This window comes from Micromonospora sp. WMMD1102 (assembly GCF_029626265.1).
GTDB lineage: Bacteria > Actinomycetota > Actinomycetes > Mycobacteriales > Micromonosporaceae > Plantactinospora.
In genome coordinates this window covers 60,922-78,365 of record NZ_JARUBN010000001.1, presented here as the reverse complement: position 1 = coordinate 78,365, position 17,444 = coordinate 60,922, and the positions used below count along the sequence as shown (strand labels likewise).

General features: G+C 71.9%; 21 protein-coding genes. All 21 read right to left on the bottom strand.

Going from position 1 to position 17,444, the window contains the following annotated elements:
- Window positions 1-41: 41 nt before the first annotated feature.
- Window positions 42-299: a hypothetical protein gene (locus O7626_RS00570; RefSeq protein WP_278058083.1), complete on the bottom strand. Its 258-nt coding sequence runs from the start codon at window positions 297-299 to the stop codon at window positions 42-44.
- 17 nt (window positions 300-316) lie between these two features.
- Complete coding sequence (locus tag O7626_RS00565) at window positions 317-583, bottom strand: hypothetical protein (protein ID WP_278058081.1); 267 nt, start codon at window positions 581-583, stop codon at window positions 317-319.
- Window positions 580-1,518 (bottom strand): peptidoglycan-binding protein, encoded by a 939-nt coding sequence (locus O7626_RS00560; protein ID WP_278058079.1) that lies wholly within the window; start codon window positions 1,516-1,518, stop codon window positions 580-582. Before O7626_RS00560 ends, O7626_RS00565 begins: the two co-directional genes overlap by 4 nt.
- 3 nt (window positions 1,519-1,521) lie before the next feature.
- Window positions 1,522-1,956 carry a hypothetical protein gene (locus O7626_RS00555; protein WP_278058077.1) on the bottom strand — a complete coding sequence of 145 codons (435 nt, stop codon included), beginning with the start codon at window positions 1,954-1,956 and terminating at the stop codon, window positions 1,522-1,524.
- Window positions 1,957-1,967: 11 nt separating this feature from the next.
- The gene (locus O7626_RS00550) at window positions 1,968-5,372 is read right to left on the bottom strand and encodes a hypothetical protein (protein ID WP_278058160.1); all 3,405 of its coding nucleotides are present in this window, start codon (window positions 5,370-5,372) and stop codon (window positions 1,968-1,970) included.
- 10 nt (window positions 5,373-5,382) lie between these two features.
- Window positions 5,383-7,377 carry a hypothetical protein gene (locus O7626_RS00545; protein WP_278058158.1) on the bottom strand — a complete coding sequence of 665 codons (1,995 nt, stop codon included), beginning with the start codon at window positions 7,375-7,377 and terminating at the stop codon, window positions 5,383-5,385.
- A 3-nt stretch (window positions 7,378-7,380) separates the two neighbouring features.
- Entirely contained in the window at window positions 7,381-7,560 is a 180-nt protein-coding gene (locus O7626_RS00540) for a hypothetical protein (protein ID WP_278058156.1), read from the bottom strand.
- A 26-nt stretch (window positions 7,561-7,586) separates the two neighbouring features.
- Window positions 7,587-7,979: a hypothetical protein gene (locus tag O7626_RS00535; protein WP_278058154.1), complete on the bottom strand. Its 393-nt coding sequence runs from the start codon at window positions 7,977-7,979 to the stop codon at window positions 7,587-7,589.
- 9 nt (window positions 7,980-7,988) lie between these two features.
- Complete coding sequence (locus O7626_RS00530) at window positions 7,989-8,438, bottom strand: hypothetical protein (RefSeq protein ID WP_278058151.1); 450 nt, start codon at window positions 8,436-8,438, stop codon at window positions 7,989-7,991.
- Between the two features lie 12 nt (window positions 8,439-8,450).
- Window positions 8,451-8,852 carry a hypothetical protein gene (locus tag O7626_RS00525; protein WP_278058149.1) on the bottom strand — a complete coding sequence of 134 codons (402 nt, stop codon included), beginning with the start codon at window positions 8,850-8,852 and terminating at the stop codon, window positions 8,451-8,453.
- A gap of 2 nt (window positions 8,853-8,854) precedes the next feature.
- Window positions 8,855-9,895 (bottom strand): glycosyltransferase, encoded by a 1,041-nt coding sequence (locus O7626_RS00520; protein ID WP_278058066.1) that lies wholly within the window; start codon window positions 9,893-9,895, stop codon window positions 8,855-8,857.
- Complete coding sequence (locus O7626_RS00515; RefSeq protein WP_278058064.1) at window positions 9,892-10,305, bottom strand: hypothetical protein; 414 nt, start codon at window positions 10,303-10,305, stop codon at window positions 9,892-9,894. Before O7626_RS00515 ends, O7626_RS00520 begins: the two co-directional genes overlap by 4 nt.
- Window positions 10,305-11,159 (bottom strand): hypothetical protein, encoded by an 855-nt coding sequence (locus tag O7626_RS00510; RefSeq protein ID WP_278058062.1) that lies wholly within the window; start codon window positions 11,157-11,159, stop codon window positions 10,305-10,307. Before O7626_RS00510 ends, O7626_RS00515 begins: the two co-directional genes overlap by 1 nt.
- Entirely contained in the window at window positions 11,156-11,716 is a 561-nt protein-coding gene (locus O7626_RS00505; RefSeq protein ID WP_278058060.1) for a DUF4082 domain-containing protein, read from the bottom strand. Before O7626_RS00505 ends, O7626_RS00510 begins: the two co-directional genes overlap by 4 nt.
- 58 nt (window positions 11,717-11,774) lie before the next feature.
- The gene (locus tag O7626_RS00500; protein ID WP_278058058.1) at window positions 11,775-12,497 is read right to left on the bottom strand and encodes a glycosyltransferase family A protein; all 723 of its coding nucleotides are present in this window, start codon (window positions 12,495-12,497) and stop codon (window positions 11,775-11,777) included.
- Complete coding sequence (locus tag O7626_RS00495; RefSeq protein WP_278058056.1) at window positions 12,494-13,447, bottom strand: GDP-mannose 4,6-dehydratase; 954 nt, start codon at window positions 13,445-13,447, stop codon at window positions 12,494-12,496. Before O7626_RS00495 ends, O7626_RS00500 begins: the two co-directional genes overlap by 4 nt.
- The gene (locus O7626_RS00490; RefSeq protein ID WP_278058054.1) at window positions 13,444-13,767 is read right to left on the bottom strand and encodes a hypothetical protein; all 324 of its coding nucleotides are present in this window, start codon (window positions 13,765-13,767) and stop codon (window positions 13,444-13,446) included. The genes O7626_RS00495 and O7626_RS00490 overlap by 4 nt, the downstream gene beginning before the upstream one ends.
- Window positions 13,768-14,988, bottom strand: a complete 1,221-nt coding sequence (locus O7626_RS00485) for a class I SAM-dependent methyltransferase (RefSeq protein ID WP_278058052.1) — start codon at window positions 14,986-14,988, stop codon at window positions 13,768-13,770.
- An 85-nt stretch (window positions 14,989-15,073) separates the two neighbouring features.
- Window positions 15,074-15,334 (bottom strand): hypothetical protein, encoded by a 261-nt coding sequence (locus tag O7626_RS00480; protein WP_278058050.1) that lies wholly within the window; start codon window positions 15,332-15,334, stop codon window positions 15,074-15,076.
- Window positions 15,334-15,882 (bottom strand): hypothetical protein, encoded by a 549-nt coding sequence (locus O7626_RS00475; protein ID WP_278058048.1) that lies wholly within the window; start codon window positions 15,880-15,882, stop codon window positions 15,334-15,336. Before O7626_RS00475 ends, O7626_RS00480 begins: the two co-directional genes overlap by 1 nt.
- A gap of 7 nt (window positions 15,883-15,889) precedes the next feature.
- Complete coding sequence (locus O7626_RS00470) at window positions 15,890-17,311, bottom strand: hypothetical protein (RefSeq protein WP_278058046.1); 1,422 nt, start codon at window positions 17,309-17,311, stop codon at window positions 15,890-15,892.
- Window positions 17,312-17,444 lie beyond the last annotated feature (133 nt).

Here is a 17,444-nt window from a genome sequence, read left to right as displayed (position 1 = left end):
TCAAGGAAGCGGCCCGAAACCTGAATGGCCAGGCCGGAAGTTCAGGTGCAGTTGAAGCCGACCCGCAGCTGGTGCACCGCGTCGGCGACCCGCCGGCCCAGCTCCGTCTGCGGCGGCGTGCTGCCGTACGCCTCGTCCAGCACCGTCAGCAGCTCGCACCAGCGCTGGTCCGCCTCCCGGTCGGCAGCCCGGTCGGCCGCCGCCGCCTCCCGCTGGACGTGCGCGGTGTACGCCAGCGTCGCGCCGGACACCGCCAGCACCGACAGGAGCACGGCGAGCAGCGCGTACCAGAGCGGCACCGGCCTACGGTGCGGGCTCACGCGCCCTCACCCGCCGAGGGCGCGGGCGATGGCGACGGCGACGGCAGCGACGGATCCGGCAGCACCGGCACCGACGACAGCCCACCGCCCGGGGTACGCCCGGCCAGCCAGAGCTGCACGACCCCGGGCCCGGCCATCAGGGCGGCGGACACCAGCAGCGGCGGCCACCCCGCCCCGGTGACCACCGAGTGCCCGAACCCGCCCAGCCCGGCCAGTAGACAGATGAGGTCCCGCAGCAAGGGGACCCGCTGCTCGAGCGTCACCCACGGGCCTGGCTCTCTGAAGCGGCGCCGGCGACGATCCGGCGGCCGATCTCGGCGACCGCCCCGGCAACCGTGGCGGTCACGTCCCCGGCCGGTCCGGGCGGGCCAGCGGGGCCCGGGGCTCCGGGCGGGCCGGCCGGTCCGGGCTGGCCACCGCCGCCGTACTTGCGGCTCCACATCACGTCCAGGTAGATCATCTGCTCGGGCCCGTAGGTACGGCCGTCAGTCACGGCCCCGTTGTAGGCACGCACCGCAGCGGCCAGCGCTACGGCGGTCTTGTCCCCGTAGGTGGAGTCGATGTCGCCGGGCGAGTGGCCGAGGTTGTGTAGCCGGTACTGGAGCAGCTTCACCGCCGCCCCGCGCTGGCCGTACTGGCAGAACATGTCGTCGTCCTCTCCGGCCGCGAGGCCGATCGTGGTCAGGTACCGCCGGAACAGCGCGGTGAGGTCCCGGCCCGCCCGGGTCGCGTCCCGGTGGTACGAGATGTGCGTGTGCCAGCGGTGCGAGCTGTCGCCGGACGACCGCTTCCCGAGCCGGTCCCAGCGCTTCACCACGTCACCGTCGGGCGAGTAGATGACCTCGCGGATGTCCCGCGTGTCCGCCGCGCCGGCCTTGCACTGAGCGACCAGCCAGATCGACATGCTGCGCAGGTCGTGCCGCTTGCCCGCCACGGTGGTCGACCACTGGCCGATGTCCAGCGCCGACGCCGCCTCGGTCAACCCGGACCGGTCCCGGGACGACTCCCGCACCGAGTAGTCGTCGTCATCGACGCGGTCCCGACCGCAGTGGTAGCCGCCGCGGTGGTTCGGGTCGCCGATGATCCCGACCTCGTTCGGGTCCAGGTCGGTCGGGTACGCGTTCGAGTTCTCTCGGATGTCCAGGTGGTCGAGCAGCAGCCGCCGGACCGCCTTCAGGTTCTCGGGGGCGATCGTCACCGGTTACACCGCCTCGAAGATCAGGACCAGGATCGATGAGTTCGCACCCTGGATCGTGTGCGATGCAGGCGGCGACGCCACGATCTTGAAGGTGTAGGTGTCCGGGCTGCCGAGCTGGCCGGAGTAGGTCTGCGTCTGCATCAGCCGGTCGGTGGTCAGGGCCTGCCCCCACCGCACCAGCGGGGATTGCAGGCTGCCGTCCACGCTCAGCCGGCCGAGCCCTTCCGTGGTGACGTTGCCGGTCAGGTCGACCGCCCAGGTGCAGAACGCCGCGTACGTGGCGCCGGTCGTGGCCGTGGTGACGTCCACGGTCACGCCCGGCACGTCCGCGTTCGTCGCCGCCCCGTTAAGATCGGCCGACCCGATCGCGTAGTACACGCCGGTAATCAGCCCGTTGAGCTGGTTGGCGGTCACCTTCTGTAAGCCAGCGAACGGCACGACGCCTCCTTCTACAGTGCGATGCCCCGGCCGCGCCAGAGCCTGATCGGGGTGCCCGCGTCGTGCGCCCGCCCGTACGCACCCCGGGTCACGGCGAGCACCTGTGGGTTCTGCGCGGTGATGTTGTCCCAGTCGATGTTTTGGGACCCGTTGGTGTTGCCGGTCTCGCGGCGGACCGAGGCGCCGATGTTCGTGCCCAGCGGCACCAGGGTGTCGGATCCGACGGTCTGCCAGCGGCGGGGGTCGGTCCCGCTGGTGGCGTTCCAGGCCCGCGCCCGGACCACCTCGCCGATGAAGTTGAGCACGATCCGCCATGCGTTACCCGCCGAGTGGGTGCCGACCGAGACGGCTGCCGCGTCGGCGATGGACGACCCCAACCCCCCGACCCGGCGGAAGAGCTGCAAGGTCGCGGCGCCGCTGGTGGCGATACTGACCTGCGCCTCCAGGTAGTTGCTGGCATCGGTCAGCCGCCCTACCGCCCGAGGCGTGATCGCCGCACCGGTCGGCAGCACCGGCACCACCACCTGCAGATCCACCTCGCCGTCGGGTGAGCCCATGTCGGCGTACGCCAGGTAGAGCGTGTTGACGCCCGCCGTCGTGATCCGCCCGGTCGTGCCGCCCACCACGTTGTAGTCGCTGGCCGTGCCGACCACCGTGTACGCAGTGCCGGGGACACTCTGCCCGGGCGTGCCCCACCCGGACCCGACCGTCCGGGAGAACGGGTCGGCGAACGCGCTGGTGGGCGCGGCCGTGATGGTCACCTGTTCGCCCACGAGGTCCACGTCGACCGGGAAGTCGCCGCTGCTGGTGGACAGCAGCGCGCCCTCGGACACCGCCAGGAGCTGTGTCGCCGACGACCCGGCCGCCGCCGCCAGCGTGGTCCCGCCCGCGTCGGTGCGGAACGCGGTGTCGTCGGTGGCCTCCAGTACCGCCACGTCGTACGGTGCGGCAGGCGTCAGGTGCAGCGTCACCTCCCAGCGGGTCTTGCTGATTCGCTCGCTGTAGCCCTTGATGACCTGGTCCACCGGTGCCGGGCCGTGCGTGTCCCAGAGGTTCTCGACGGTGACCCGCGAGCCGATCCGGGACCGCAGCCACTGCTCGACCAGCGCGGGCGTGCGCCGAAGGTTCAGGGTCACTGCCGGGTACTGGAGGCCCGGCGCGATCGACTCGGCAACCCGGTAGCCGGCGATCGGGTACTGCCACTGGTCGCGGGACAGGCTGAGCGTCACCTGTTGCGCCCGGCCGCCCCGGACCGTCGTGTCGGTGTACCGCGCCGACGACCCGCCGGCCCGGGCCACCGTCAGGTCGGTGACCCGCGAGCGGCTGTTGTACGTCGGCCCGAACGGCTGCCCCAGCTCGCGCCGGGTCACGTCGATCGGCATCCGGACGTCGGCGTTGTACCGCGACGACCGGGCCACCATCACCAGCTCGCCGGCCGGCCCGCCGTCGTGGATCAGCCCCTGGTCGGTGGCCGCGCACTCGTCGAGCGCCGCGACCAGCGTGGTCGGCAGCAGCGGCCCCATCGGCGGGTCCTCAACGAGTAGGTCGGCGTAGGTGATCAGCGGCATGCCGGCCATGTCCGCGAGGTCGCCGACCCGGCTCAGTGGCCGGTCGCCGGAGCCGGCGTCGAGCGCGATCAGCCCCACGACGCCCGGGCTGAAGTTCGAATCGGCGGCGGCCAGCAGATGCCCGACACCGATGCCGTCGGTGGACGTGGTGCCGTCGACCCGGACCTCCCGGACCACACCGATCGACCGCGAGTTCAGGGTGCCGGACTTGCTGACGCCGGCGTTGGCGCTGACGTAGCCGCCGGTGTAGTCGACGTTCGCGCCGTTCTGCGTGACCCGCAGGTAGACCAGGATCCACTGCCCGTGCACGTCAGCCTCGACGGTCGCCACCGAGTCATTCAGCAGCGACGTGTCCCCGTCCAGGTGCGCCCGGATGTGAAGCGTGTCCGGCGACGCGGGCGTCAGCTCGATCGTCCAGTACGGCGCGGTGCCGGTGCACGTCGCCTTCAGTAGCGGCGACGTGCTGGCCGGCGCCGACGGCACCTTGACGACCGCCGCCACCGACCAGTGCCCGGTACCGGCGTACGGCTTGACGTAGCCCTGGATCCGCGTCCCCGCCGCCAGCGTCGGCAGCGGCGCCGACCCGGGGCAGTCGGTGGCGGCGGCCGGCGACCAGGTGCCGGTGACCAGGCCGGGCCGGTCGTCCATCGCCGACGCGACCTGCGTGGCGCCGTCCGCGTCCTCGGCCGGCCAGTAGCCGACCGCCCGGGACCCCGACGTGCCAAGCAGAATGCCGGACAGCGCGCGGCGCATCGCCGACTCGACTGGCGTGTCGACGGCCTGGTGCCGGTGGAGCCGGCCGTACGCCTCCACCCGGACGGTCGCCGCCCGGGTGGAGGCATCCCAGTCCGGCTCCCAGCTCTCGGCGAAGACGACGAATCGGGGCGTCGGCGGGGCGAAGCCGTACGGCAGGGTCATCCGCAGCGGCACATCCTGGACCACGTTCGGGAACAGCGGCGACAGCGGGTTGTCCGGGGTGTACCGGCCGTCCGAGTTGCGGAGGCTGAAGGCCACGTGCGTCGGCGGTGCGACCAGGCCTGACGGCGGGGCCTCCGGGCCGAGGCCGACGTCGATCGTGATGCCCTCGCTCAGCAGCACCCCGGTCAGCGGCGACCACGTCCAGTCGTCCGGGTCGCCGTCCGGGTCGGCGCCCCAGGCAGCCTCGATCGTCGGCGCGATGTCCGGCCCACCGCCGTACGGCACCATCGCCGGCGACAGCACGGCGAGAGCCATCGCCCCGGCCGTGCAGGACTGGCTGGTGGTCCAGCCCGGCAGGTACGACACGTCCTCCAGGTAGCCGGTGTACCCGCCGTCGGCGACCGCCGCGGCGATGTCCGTGCCGGCCCCGCCGTTCGTGGACAGGTCGGCGCGCTCGGATCCGCCGAAGACGGTCGACGTGGTCGCCACGCCGCTGGCGGTCCGGACCGTCGCCAGGGCCGCGACGTACCGGGTGCCCGTCGTCGCGTCCGCGCGTGGCCCGCTCCACGAGGTGCCCGCCGAGGTGTCGGCCTCGGTGTCCGTCTCGCCCAGCACGCTGGTGGTGTCGACGCCGGAGTACGCGCCGACCCAGCCCCACGCCCGCTGGGAGCTGCCGAGCGTCCACGTCCACGACGCCGGCTCGCTCCCGCCGGCAACCCGGTAGTAGCCGGCCAGCCGGCACGAGCTGCCGGCGTCGACCGAGGTGAACAGGGTCCAGCCGACCGGCGCGGTGATGGCCGGGACGCTGGTGGCCGCGACGTACGCGACCAGGACGTGCCCGGCGGCGGTGCCCGACGGGCGGGCGACGACCACACTGGTGCCGGCGGTACCGTTCGTGGTCTCCGCGTCCGCGACGAACTCGACCGCCACCGCCTACCCCCTATCCCCGTCCGGCAGAGAACGCGCGCTGCGCGCTGCCGCCGAAGCCGTTGAGGACCCGGACCTGTAGGTAGGGCATCAGGTACCGGACCAGCTCGCCCGGGGCGCCCGGGGCGGCGGCCAGCTGGATGACCGCACCGCCGCCGCCGCGCATGCTCGCCCCGCCGGCCACCGCCGGGCGGGACGCGTCGTGGAGGCCCTTCCGCCACTCATCGATCCGGGCCGAACCGCCGAGCTTGTCGACGTCCCGCGCCGACAGCACGTACTCACCCGGCGCCAGGAGGTACGGCTGCGAGTCGACGCCCTTCGGGCCGGGACCCTCCACCGGGCCACCGGCCGACAGCCGGCCGAGCCTCAGTGCCATCGCCACGTCGTTGCTGCGGATCAGCCGGAAGCGGGCGCTGATCAGGATGTTCCGAGGAATGCCGGAGAGGGTCTGCTTCCAGTTGCTGACGCCCTTGTTGTCCGGCTGGAACTTCGCTTTGGTGCCGACCTCTTTCGGCAGGCCGAACAGCCGGTTGGCGAGTTCGATCGCTTCCTTTCGGTTCACACCCATCTGCGCGGCGGTCTTCAGGAATGCGGCACGCCCGCGCTCCGTCGCCTCGCTTGCCAGTTCCTGCGAGCCGGTCAATTCCTCGATGTCCGCCGCGCTGGACTTCGCAGCCGAGGCGATTTCCAGCAGCGCCTTACGGTTCTGGCGGCCAGCCTCGGTGTTGATGTCGATACCCTTCGCACCCTCTTTGGCGCGCTCCCCGGCGGCGTCGATCGCCTCCTCCAGTGCGATCGCCGAGTTCTCGGCAGCGATGTTCTGCGTGGTCAGCCGGTCGACCATCTCGGCGAGCGTCTCAACCTCGGATGCGGTCCCGGCCGCCTTGGCGCCGAGCCGGCCGAGCGCATCCGACCAGTCGGTGGAACTCCGCTCGGCCGCCCCTGCCGCCGTCGCGTACTCCCCGGCGGTACCGGCCGCCTCAGCGACCCCGCCCCGGAAGTTCGCCGCGAGCACATCCGCGTACATGAACGCCTTTGACGCCAGCTCGACCGCCCCGCCGACGGTCTTGATGGCCACCCCGGCGACGTCGAGCAGCAGACCCAGCGACCGGGCAGCGGCCGGCGCCCCCTCGCTGATCGAGTCCAGCGCGGCGCCGATGTCGTCGCCCAGCTCCGGCAGCTCCCGGCCGAGCATGTCCACGACGGGCGCGGCAGCCTGCACCAGCCGACGCAGACCAGGAGCAGCCTCCCGAGCCAGTCCGAGCACCGCGCGGACCAGCGGGTCCACGTAATCGGCCGCGTAGCCGAAGGTGTCCTCCAGCTCGTTGCTCAGATCGTAGAAGCCGGCCTTCACCGTGCCGATCGCCTGCAACGTGGCCGGCACGAATGGGGCGGCCGCCCGCTCCAGGATGCCGCCGAGCGTGTCGGCCAGCTCGGTGCCGGCCGCCTGGACCCGGGGGTCTCGGGACGCCAGCTTCACCCCACCGGCGACCGCGGCAACCGCCCCGCCGGCCAGCACCGCCCCGCCGGCCGCCGAGGTGAGCCACGTCGCGACACCGGCCACGATCGGCGCGCCGATGGCGATCCCCGGGCCGGCCTTGCCGACCGCCTGGCCGAGACTCTGCACGACGATGGGGCCGAGCCGTGCACCGATACCGATCCCGACCCGGTCCACGTCGATGTCGGGAAGCTGCAGGCCCTTGCGCGGCCCGTCGTCCTCGCCCAGCAGTAGCTTCCGCTGGCGGGCGAACGCCCGCAGCCGCTGCTCCTGCTTGGCGAGATCCTTGACCAGCTCCAGGTCGCCGGTCTTCGCGATTTCGGCCCGCAGCTTGGCGATCTGCGCCGTGGCGTCTGCGCTGGCATCGTCCAGCTTCTTCAGCCCGGCGTTGAGATCCTTCAGGTCGTCCTTGGTGTCGTCGGCGGCGTCGCCGACCCGCTTGATCGGCGCCGAGGCCTTGTCGTCGCCCTTGATGACGAGCAGCAGCTCGCGCTTGTCGGTGGTGCCCACCGGTCACCCCCCGAAGTCGTCTGCCCCGTCAGCGTCGAAGTCGATTGCGTCTCCGTCGTCAGGCCGCTCGGTGAGCACGTCCCGGCGCCACTCCAGGTAGGCCACGATGTCCACCGGGGACAGCGAGTCCGGATCCGGCAGGCCGGGGTAAAAGTGGGCCAGCGGCGGCCCGTACTCGCGCAAGAACTCACGGATCCATCGGCCCGCGATCAGGGCGCGGGCGTGCTCTCCGGGGGGATGGCATCGACCTCCGCCTCGGGCGCCGGCTCGGGCTGAACGGCGGCCCGTGTCGCTACCCGCAGGGTGCGCACTGACATCAGGCGCGCGTACCGCTCGGGCTGACCGGTCGCCTCATCGACCCCGCCCGCGAGGTCGCCGCCCTGCTTGCGGGCCAACCACAGCAGCACCAGAGTGGACGCGGCCGGCGGCCGTGAGTCGCGGATGTCCCGGATCGCTTGCTCGATCGGGTACGCACACTCGGCCTCCCACCGGATCAGGTCCTTCGCCGGGGTGTCCATGACCCGCTCGGTGTCGAGCTGGACCCACTCGGGCCCGCCCAGCACCGCACGGTCTTCGTCGCACATTCGCAGTTCGATGATCACGGGTGGGTGTCATCCCTTCAGGGTTCGGGTGGTGGCGTCGAGCACCTCGCGCATGCGCTGGTGCGCGACGTCGCTGGTCTTGTCCATCGCGTCGTCCCAGAAGCCCTCGGGTACGCGCTGCGTCACCCAGCGGGTCCGGTGGCCGTAGACCGGGTGCCGCAGCCGGCCGGAGTTAATGGCGCCGATGTGCCGCAGACGGCCCCGGCCGGCGGCGGTCGTCACCAGGGTCACGCCGGCCGTGGACAGGCCAAGGTCGCTCTTCACGCGCATCCGGATCGCCCGGTGCATGGTGGCCGCGAAGCCGCCCGACTTCGGCAGCTTCTTCAGTGCCGACTCCTGGACCGCGCGCTTCGCCGGCGGGCCCATCTTGTTCAGGCCCTTCTTCATCTCCGGCAGCACCTTGCCGCCGGCGAGCCGGGCGGCCCGGGCGACCTCGCCTAGTTCAGGCCACCCGGACACGCCCGACACCGGTCAGCCGACCTTGACGATGCTGCTCGCCGCGTTCCAGCTCGCCGAGATGGCGGCGGCGGCCGAGACACCAGCGTTCACCGAGAAGTCGGGGAGCACGGTGCCGAAGAAGTACTTGGTGTTGGTCGACCGGTCGGGGTAGAGGTAGAACTTGCGCGGCTGGCCGTCGGTCGCGGCGGTGTAGGTCTGGGCGCTGGCGTCGTCGTAGAAGCCGCCGAACTCACCGGACGCGTCGGGCAGGCCCGCCACGTAGACCTTGTTGGTGTCCTCCATCGCAGTGACGTCCTGCTTGTCCGTCACGAAGTTCATGCTCCAGGTGGCGATGAACGGCAATGGTGACGCTTCCGCCGTGTCGCTGGCGATGCCCATGTAGACCCGCCCGCGCCGGCCATGCAGCCTTGCCATGGTCAGTCCTTCCTGTCGAGCCAGCGCAGCAACAGCGCGGCGTGGTTTCGGAACGTGCGGTCGGCGACCGCTTCCCGGGCAGCGCGGGCGGTCGCGGCACAGGAGTCTGGGTGTGCGAGCGCCCACCGGAGTTGCTCGGCGGCCTCGCCGGGCGAGGCGAAGCGCGGCAGCATCGACAGCAGCTCGTCACCCTCGCCGCGCGGGTCGCGAAGGTAGTACATGCCGCACGCGGCCATCTCCACCTCGCGCGGACCCATCGCCCAGCCGGCAGCGAGCGCCTCGGTTTCGGCCTCGCGCCGGTAGAGGTTGACGCCGACCCGGGCGGACCGGTAGATGTCCGCCGCGTCGGTGTTCTCGAGGCACGCCTCGAGGTCGTGGCCGACGTACTTCCGCAGCGGCGAGGGCTCGGCGAGCGCCTGCCAGTTGCCGCCGAGCAGCACGTCCAGGCCGTCCAGCGCGCCGGCCCCGTGCAGCGCCTCGAACCACGCGATCCGCGACGGGTAGCCGGTCCCGACGAACGCCAGATCGGCGGCGCAGTCGGCGGCCGGCGGCCCCGGATGGTGGATCTCCGGCCGGTAGGCGTGCGGCACGTACTCGGCCCGGGTGACCGCGCGGAACGCGTCCAGGTTGGTCGGATCGTTGACGAGCGCCAGGTCGGCGTGCGCAGCCAGGGCCAGCTCGCGGGCGTGCTCGTACGGCTCTTCGGTATGCAGCGTGACGACCCGGGTGCCGTACGACCGGGCCAGGTCAAGCAGATCGGCCGGGACGAAGAACCCGCTGACGACCAGCAGCACGTCGGGGCGCCACCGGTAGAGGTGCGAGTACAGGCCGTCGATCGCCCGCTCGGTCGCGGCCGGGCCGTCGAAGGCGTGCCGGAACTGACCCGGCCCGCACTCGACCAGCACCGACCCGTAGAGCGTCAACCGTTCGTCCAGCGCGTACCGGGAAACCTTCTGACCGAGGTCGCGCAGCGCGTCGCACCAGCCGGCGTAGACGTCGGCCACGCTGAAGTTCGGGCCCGGGTGAACGACCAGCCACTTCACCCGAGCACCTCCACCGTCAGCTCCGCCCCGTACCGCTCGACCCCGCCGACGTCGTACGACTCGTAGCCCGACCAGCCGGTCACCGCCAGGTCGGAACACAGCCCACCCAGCGTCGGATCCGACTCGATCGCGGCCCTGACCGACGACGGGCCGTCGGCGGCCAGCAGCGCGTCAAGCAGCTCCTGCGCCGCCTCGTCCTCGCCCCGGCCCGTCAGGATCCGGAGCGTCACCGTCGCCGCGACGGTGTCGTCGAGAGTGTCGCCGTAGGTGCCATCGGACTGGGCCGGGTACGCGCACGGCGGGTCCGGCGAGCCCGGCACCCGCGCGTAGCCCTGGAGCCGGGTGCCGTCCGGCAGCACCACGGTGCCGGCTGCTGTCGCCAGCGCCGCCCGGATGTTCTTGATGTCCATCAGGCGATCCCGGGCAGTTCGTACCGGCCCACGAGGCTCATCACGTCCGGGTCGGCCCGGGCCAGCCGGACCACGCCCATCTGCCCGTCCCCGGCGATGCCGGTCGGCGAGTCCTTCCGGCCGTACAGCCGCAGCGCCAGAATCAGGGTCGCCTGCACCACCTGGTCCGGCACCGCCGGCCAGCCCCACCGGGCGGTCACCCGCACCAGGTCGTGGCCCCACGACGACGCGGTCAGGCCGGTGATCGGTCGGCGGTCGGCGAGCGCGTTCAGCGGATCCACCCGGTGCCCGGTCACCGCGGTCCAGGTGGTGCCGTCGCCGGTCTCCACCGTCAGCCCGTCGGTGCTGCCGATCTCGTCCACCAGCAGCTTTACCCGGCGGTCGGTCGGCACGGTGCTGCGGCACACCTCGTACTGCCGGGCGCTCGACGTCGAGTCCCGGTAGAAACCGCCGTCCCGGCGACCGGTCACCCCGTCGATGCCCCGGGCCGCCGCCGACAACGCCACCTGGAGCAGCGCGTCCCGGTCCGACGTCGTGATCTTCGGCATGGAGCGGAGCTGCGACAGGGTCGCGTACGTGCCGATCGACGGGTCGCCGACGTCGACCTGGCCGTGGCTGACGTCCGTGACCGCGCCCGCCGCCGTCCAGGTCCACCGCCATGGGCCGGCCTGGTCCGCAACGAACCCGGCGTCGTAGATGCCGACGCTCGGAGTGGACACGACCGGCGCCGGAGACAGCAGGGTGCCGTCGGGCTGCGTCACTGCCACCGAGACGGTCGCCGCCGTCAGGTCCCCGTCGGCGTCGCGCACCTCGTACCGGATGTCAATCTGATCCCCCACGTCGCGGGCGCTCATCTCCACCTCCCCGGCGTGCTGCTGGTGATCCGACCCGGCGGCGTGCCGGTGGTGATCCGCGGACCGGCCGACAGGGACGGCGCGAAGAGCAGATCGGCGAAGTAGCAGGTGTCGCCGAAGGTCGACGGCGGGTAGCCGGCACCGATGCCGACCCGGCCGTTGTCCCCATCGCCCGGCGCTGTCAGCGGGCCGCTGATGACCGGCCCGTCGGCGAAGAGCCCCGCCGTCGCCACGTACCGGGTGACGGCCTCCACCGCGGCGACCATGACCGTGCCCGGGGTGGAGTAGACGACCGGCGGATCCAGGGCCACCGTCCGCCAGCCCGGGGCGGTATCGGTGAACTCCGCCCGGGCGATCTCGGCCTCGGTGACCTCGTCATACAGCACCCAGGCGGTCGGCCCATCCGGTGCCACGTCGGGGAAGTACCAGCGGCCGTGGGTGATTGCACCGCGGACGCTCGCCGACCACTTCGTGCCGAGCGTGAACGCGGTCACGTCGACCGCGCTGGTGACGACCGGCACCTGGTCTCCGAAGATCGATGCGGCGGGAGTCGCCACGCGCCACGCTCCTAGCGTCAGCCCCGCCGGCCGGGCCACCCCCCGGCCGGCGGGAGTCTCATCTCGGGCTCGGCGTGTACGTCGACAGCGGCGTGAACCGGTGCCGTAGCAGCACCTCGCCGATCGCCGGCACCGTGCCGACCACGCTGGCCAGCCGCTCCAGGAAGATGCCGTCGGAGTGCCGGCACGAGTCGCCCGGGTCCTCCGGAAGCCACGGGTCGCCGATCGCGTCCAGCACCTCGCGCCGGATCATGATCTGCGCCCCGTCGACCTGGCAGTCGAACTGCCCCGGACCGCGCGGCCCGTTCGCCCGGATCACCCCGACCAGCGTCTCCGTGCCGTCCGGGTCGAGCCGCACCCGGTCCTGTGAGCACCAGACCGCACGGGCGTCCGGGTGGTCGTCCAGGTAGCCGGCCATCCGCTGCACGAACGTCGGACCGTACTGGTCGTCGTCGTAGAAGGTGCTGACGTACCGACCCCGGATCAGGCCGGCCCGGATCACCTCGTTCGTCGTCCAGCCGATCGGGCACCGGTGCCGGCGCAGCTCCGGGCCCTCGCCGGTCGTCACCCACTCGATCAGCGGGTGTCCGTGGTACTCGGCGTAGATGCTGGCCATCTGCGCGGACCGGCCGTCGGTCTGCCCGATCCACTGGCCGGAGTCGACCACCAGCACCTGCATGTCGCGGCGGGTCTGGGCAAGCACCGACTCGATCGAGTCGCGCAGGTACGGCTTCATGTGGCTGGCCAGCACGATCGTGACCGCCGGGGAGAGCACCTTCACCGCGCCTCCCTCAGGTCGTGGTCGACCAGCCGGGCCACCAGCTCGGCGAATCCCACCGTCGGCTTCCAGTTCAGCTCGGCCGCCGCCTTGCTCGCGTCCCCGCAGAGCACCTCCACGTCGGCCGGCCGGTACAGCGCCGGGTCGACCCGGACGTACCGGCGCCAGGCCAGCCCAGCGACGGCGAATGCGGTCTCGACCAGCTCGCGCACCGAGCGCGTCTCGCCGGTCGCCAGCACCCAGTCGCCGGGCTCCGGCCGGGCCGCCATCAACGGCAGCGCCCGCATGTAGTCCGGCGCCCATCCCCAGTCGCGCCGGGCGTCCAGGTTGCCGAGCGACAACCGGAACTGCCGGCCGGTCGCGATCGCAGCGGCGGCCAGCGACACCTTGCGGGTCACGAACTCCGGACCGCGCCGGGGCGACTCGTGGTTGAACATCATCGCGGTGCTGGCGTGCAGCCCGTACGACTCGCGGTAGTTCACCACCGTGTGGTGCGCGAACACCTTCGCGACGCCGTACGGCGAGCGCGGGTTGAACGGCGTCAGCTCGTTCTGCGGCATCTCCCGCACCGCGCCGAACATCTCGCTGCTGGACGCGTGCACCAGCCGGATCGCCGGGTCAACCACCCGGATTGCCTCCAGCAGCCGCAGCACGCCGAGCCCGGTCACCTCGGTCATCACGGCCGGCTGCTGCCAGCTCATGCCGACGTACGTCAGCGCCCCGAGGTTGTAGACCACCTCGGGCCGGACGGCGGCGAGGACGTGCTGCAGGCTCGACTGGTCGAGTAGGTCGCCGTCGACCAGGCGGATGCCGGGTACGAGGCCCTCGATCCAGGCCCGTCGCGGGTTCCGCTGGCCCCGGATGAGGCCGTACACCTCGTGCCCGTCGGCGGCAAGCTGCTCGGCGAGGTAGGAGCCGTCCTGTCCGGTCACGCCGGTGATGAGCGCCCTCATCGGTCCAGCCCCAGATCGTCCGCGTGCTGGCACCGTTCCCACCCGTCGCGGGTGTCCTCGCACCGGCAGTACGGCTGCACGACGTGCTCGGCGTACTCGCGTGACCACCCGAGCTTGTCCAGCAGCACGTCCAGAGTGAGCGCTACCGGCGTCGCGGCCTCACGCTCGGCGCGGCGCTGGTCGGCCGCCTGGCGCTCCCACTCGGCGCGCTGCTCCGGGGTCGCATTCAGGTACCGGGCGAACGCTCGGCCGGCGTCGAACGTGTCGGCCGCCACCTCGGCGCTGACCGGCAGCACGACGGCCATCTTCCGAATCTCCACTCAGATCACCACCGGGGAGGGGATGGGGACGATGAACCGGCCGCCGCGCTCGACGAACTCCCGCTCACGGCGCAGCACGTCGCCGAGGTAGTTCCAGGCCAGCAACAGGTAGGTGTCCGAGGAAGCGGGGTCCTCCGGGCTGTAGATCGGGATGTGCGTACCGGGCGTAAACCGGCCGACCTTGTGCGGCGTTGTGTCGGAGACGTACGCCAGCCGGTCCGGGCCGATCCCGCAGAAGTTCAGCAGCGTGCACGACTTCGCGGTCGCGGCGTACCCGGCGACCGTCCGGCCGGCGACACGCTCGGCGTCGAGCAGATCCAGCAGCCGGGCGCGCAGCGCCGCCGCACGCCCCTGCATCGCGCCGTACGTTGCCGACAGCCGCAACCACGCGTCGCCGAGCAACATCGGCTCCAGCTTCGGGCCGGAGCTGCTCGCGGCGGTCCGGGATCGGGCCGTCACCCTGAGGCTGCCGCCCTGCGCGGGCGTCCGCTCGATGTCCGTGACGACCATCCCGGCGTAGGTCAGGGCGGCGTACAGGCTGGTCGCGCTGAAGTAGAAGCGGTGCTCGTGGTAGACGTGGTCGATCTGGTTGCCGAGCAGCAGCGCGGCGACGTCCTGGACCTCGATGACCGCCGCGCCGTCGTCGCCGATGAGGTGCGCGATCCCGGCGAGGAAGTCGGGCAGGTCGGCGACGTGCGCGGCAACGTTCTTCGCGATCACCAGACCGCCGGAACCGAACTCGTCCACGTGGCTCTCCGCAACGATGCGGCGGAACGGCTCGCCGAGCACGTTCAGGCCCCGGGCGGTTGCCGCCTCGTACGGGCCGAGCGCCGGCTCGACGCCCCAGACGGGGCCGGATGTAGCCGCCGCGAAGTGCTGGAGCAGCGAACCGTCGTTGCACGCCACCTCCACCACGCCGCGCTTGATCTCGTTTGGGAACCGGGCCAGCGCCCACCGGGCGAACTCGGCGTCGTACACGCGGATGCTCGGCGAGGTCGAGCTGTAGAAGCCGTAGTCGGCGCCGTAAAGCTCGCCGTCGGGCACCACGTCCAGGAGCTGCACCAGCCAGCACGCCGGGCACACCGCGACCCGCAGCGGGTAGGTCTGCTGAACGGTGTCCGCGGTGAACGGGAAGGCGTCGGCCAGCGGGGTGCTGCCGAGATCCAGGAACGGCATCAGGTCGGCGGCACCGCAGCCGCCGCAGTGGGTACGGGCTTGCATGGGCACCTCGGGTGGTAGGTGGGGGTAGATGCGCCACGGGGCCCGCCCGGTCGGCCGGGTTCGGGCCCCATCGCGCGGGGGTGGGCTACTTGCTCGCCGTGGTGCTCTTCGCCGGACCCGTGGTACGGCCGGTCGGGGCGGAAGTCGCCGTCTCCGGTTCGGTCTGCGCCGCCGCCTCGCGGTCCTTCGCCGCCACCTCGCGGCCGAGCGCGTCGAGCTGGCCGCGCAGCCGCCGCGCGGCGGGGCCGTCGCCGGTGGCCTCGGCTGTGGCGAGCTGAATCTTCAGCGCCCGCTTCCGCGAGTCGACGTCGGTGCCGGCGGCCGGCACGGTGTCTTCGGTGCTCATCAGGTTCCTTCCCGTCGGAATGGCAGCTGGTAGTTCAGATGCACCGGCTGGACGTCCCAGGCGATCGGCACATTGGGCTTCACGCAGCGGTGGTGCCAGCCGGAGAAGCTCCCGTCGCTGAAACCCCACGTGTTGCCGTCGGATGCGGCGGCACGGGCGTCGAGGTAGCCGCGCACGAGTTTGCGGGGCAGGTAGGTCAGGCCGAAGCCGAAGATGTTGCAAACCGGGTCGCCGGTCGCCACATGCCGGTAGTCCGGCCACCTCCGGTGCGCCCACACCGTCTCCCGAAGGCTTCGGGAGGTGTAGTTGCCGGCATACAACCGGTACGGCGCGACCAGCACGTCTTCGGACTGGCCGGCGGCCCGCTCGGCGAACGCCAGGAGCTGCTCCTGGCCGACGGCGAGGTCCCACTCGATGAGCAGCACGTCGTCGTCGATGTCGCCGAGCGGGGTGTAGTCGTACCGCTCCAGAAGCAGCCGCTCGATCCCGTCGACCACATGGGCCCGGCCGGGCGGCACGGTCGTCGGGAACGAGCGGATCAGCCTCATCGGATGCTCAGAAGCTCGGCGTGACCAGCGCGGTGCCGGACAACTTCTGGTGCGAGTTGCTGTACCGGCGCATCGTGTACGCGAAGTAGCCGTACAACACCAGCAGGACGCCGAGGTTCGCCGCCGCCGCCTGCTCGGCCCGAATGAACTGCGGCGCGCCCGGGTCCTCCCACAGGAACGACTCGTCACGCGGCACCACGTAGATCTCGTCCTGGTTGGTGGCGCCGCCCAGGTTCGTCGGCACGTTGGCGTCGGCCACGACCGGCATGCCGTTCGGCAGCAGGCCGCGGAAGCCGGAGCCGTAGATCTCGCCGTAGTTCACACCACCCTGCTGGGTGGCGATGCCGGGCTGACCGATCAGCGGCCACGAGGTCGTCAGCGCCGCCTGGAACCAGTACCAGCGCCGGGGGTGCATCAGCACCAGGTCCGGGTCGGCCTGGCCGAGCAGCGCCGCCTCCGACGCCGACGCGCCCTGCAGGATCTTCGGGTACAGCTCGGCGGCGGTCGGGGTGGTGTCGTCGGTCGTGATGCCCGTCGCGATGTTCGTCAGGCCGGTGGTGGCCTGGTTGATGATCGTCGAGTCGAGCGTGGTCGCGTACCGGCGCTGCAGGTCGCGCATCACGACGTCCTCGATGCCGGTGCCCCGGTCGATCGCCTGGCGGGACAGCGTCTGCTGGCCGGCCGCGGTCTGCACGTTCTCGGTCAGCAGCGTGTCGTCCATGTTCGTCTCCTGGACGGCGCTGTTCTCCGAGGACTGCAGGGCGGTGCCCGAGGCGGTGGTGATGCGGGAGATGTTCACCGTCATGCCCGACGGCGGCAGGTCCAGCTTCGTCATCGCGTCCGCGAACGGCCGACGCGCGGCCACCGCCGGGGCGTACAGCTCGGTGAGGTAGGCCGGCACGGTCAGGCCGGCGAACGCGCCGGTGCCGACCGCCCGCTCCAGGTACTGGCCGCGCTCGACCCGCTCTTCCTGCATGTGCCGGGCAAGTCGCTGCTCGGCCTCCAGGTCCCGGTACAGGAACTGGTTGACCACGTCGCGGATGAACGGGCCACCGCCGCGGGTGTTGCCGCGGTGGTAGGTGCGCTCCTCGGTGCCGATCCGGGCCACCCGGTCGTACGCCGGCTTCGCCGAGGCGGTCTTCGGGTCGGCGCGGCGCTCCAGCAGGCCGATCTCGACCTCCTCCTCGGCCGCCTTCGCCCGCTGGGCGTTGTCGAGCTTCTGCTCGATGCCGGCGAGTTCGGCCTTGGCCTGGTCGCGGCGCTTGAACGCCGTCTGGCAGTCGGCGTCCTCCTCCTCCGTGAGGTTGGCGCGGCCCTCGTTGCGGGCCTTCGCCAGGATCGTCTTCACCTCGGCCACCGCGCGGTCGCGCTTCTTGGTGGCCTGCTCCCTCTCCACCTCAATGGAGAGAATCAGCTCGTCGAGAGTCATCGATTTTCCTTCGGTCGCAGCGGTTGGGGATTGCCTCCGCGTGCGCTGTCGTGCGCTACCGATCTGACCGTCGGCGAGCGTGCGTGCAGCCATCGGCGCGGTCTGAGTGCCGGCCGGTGTGCGCGTGAGTTGG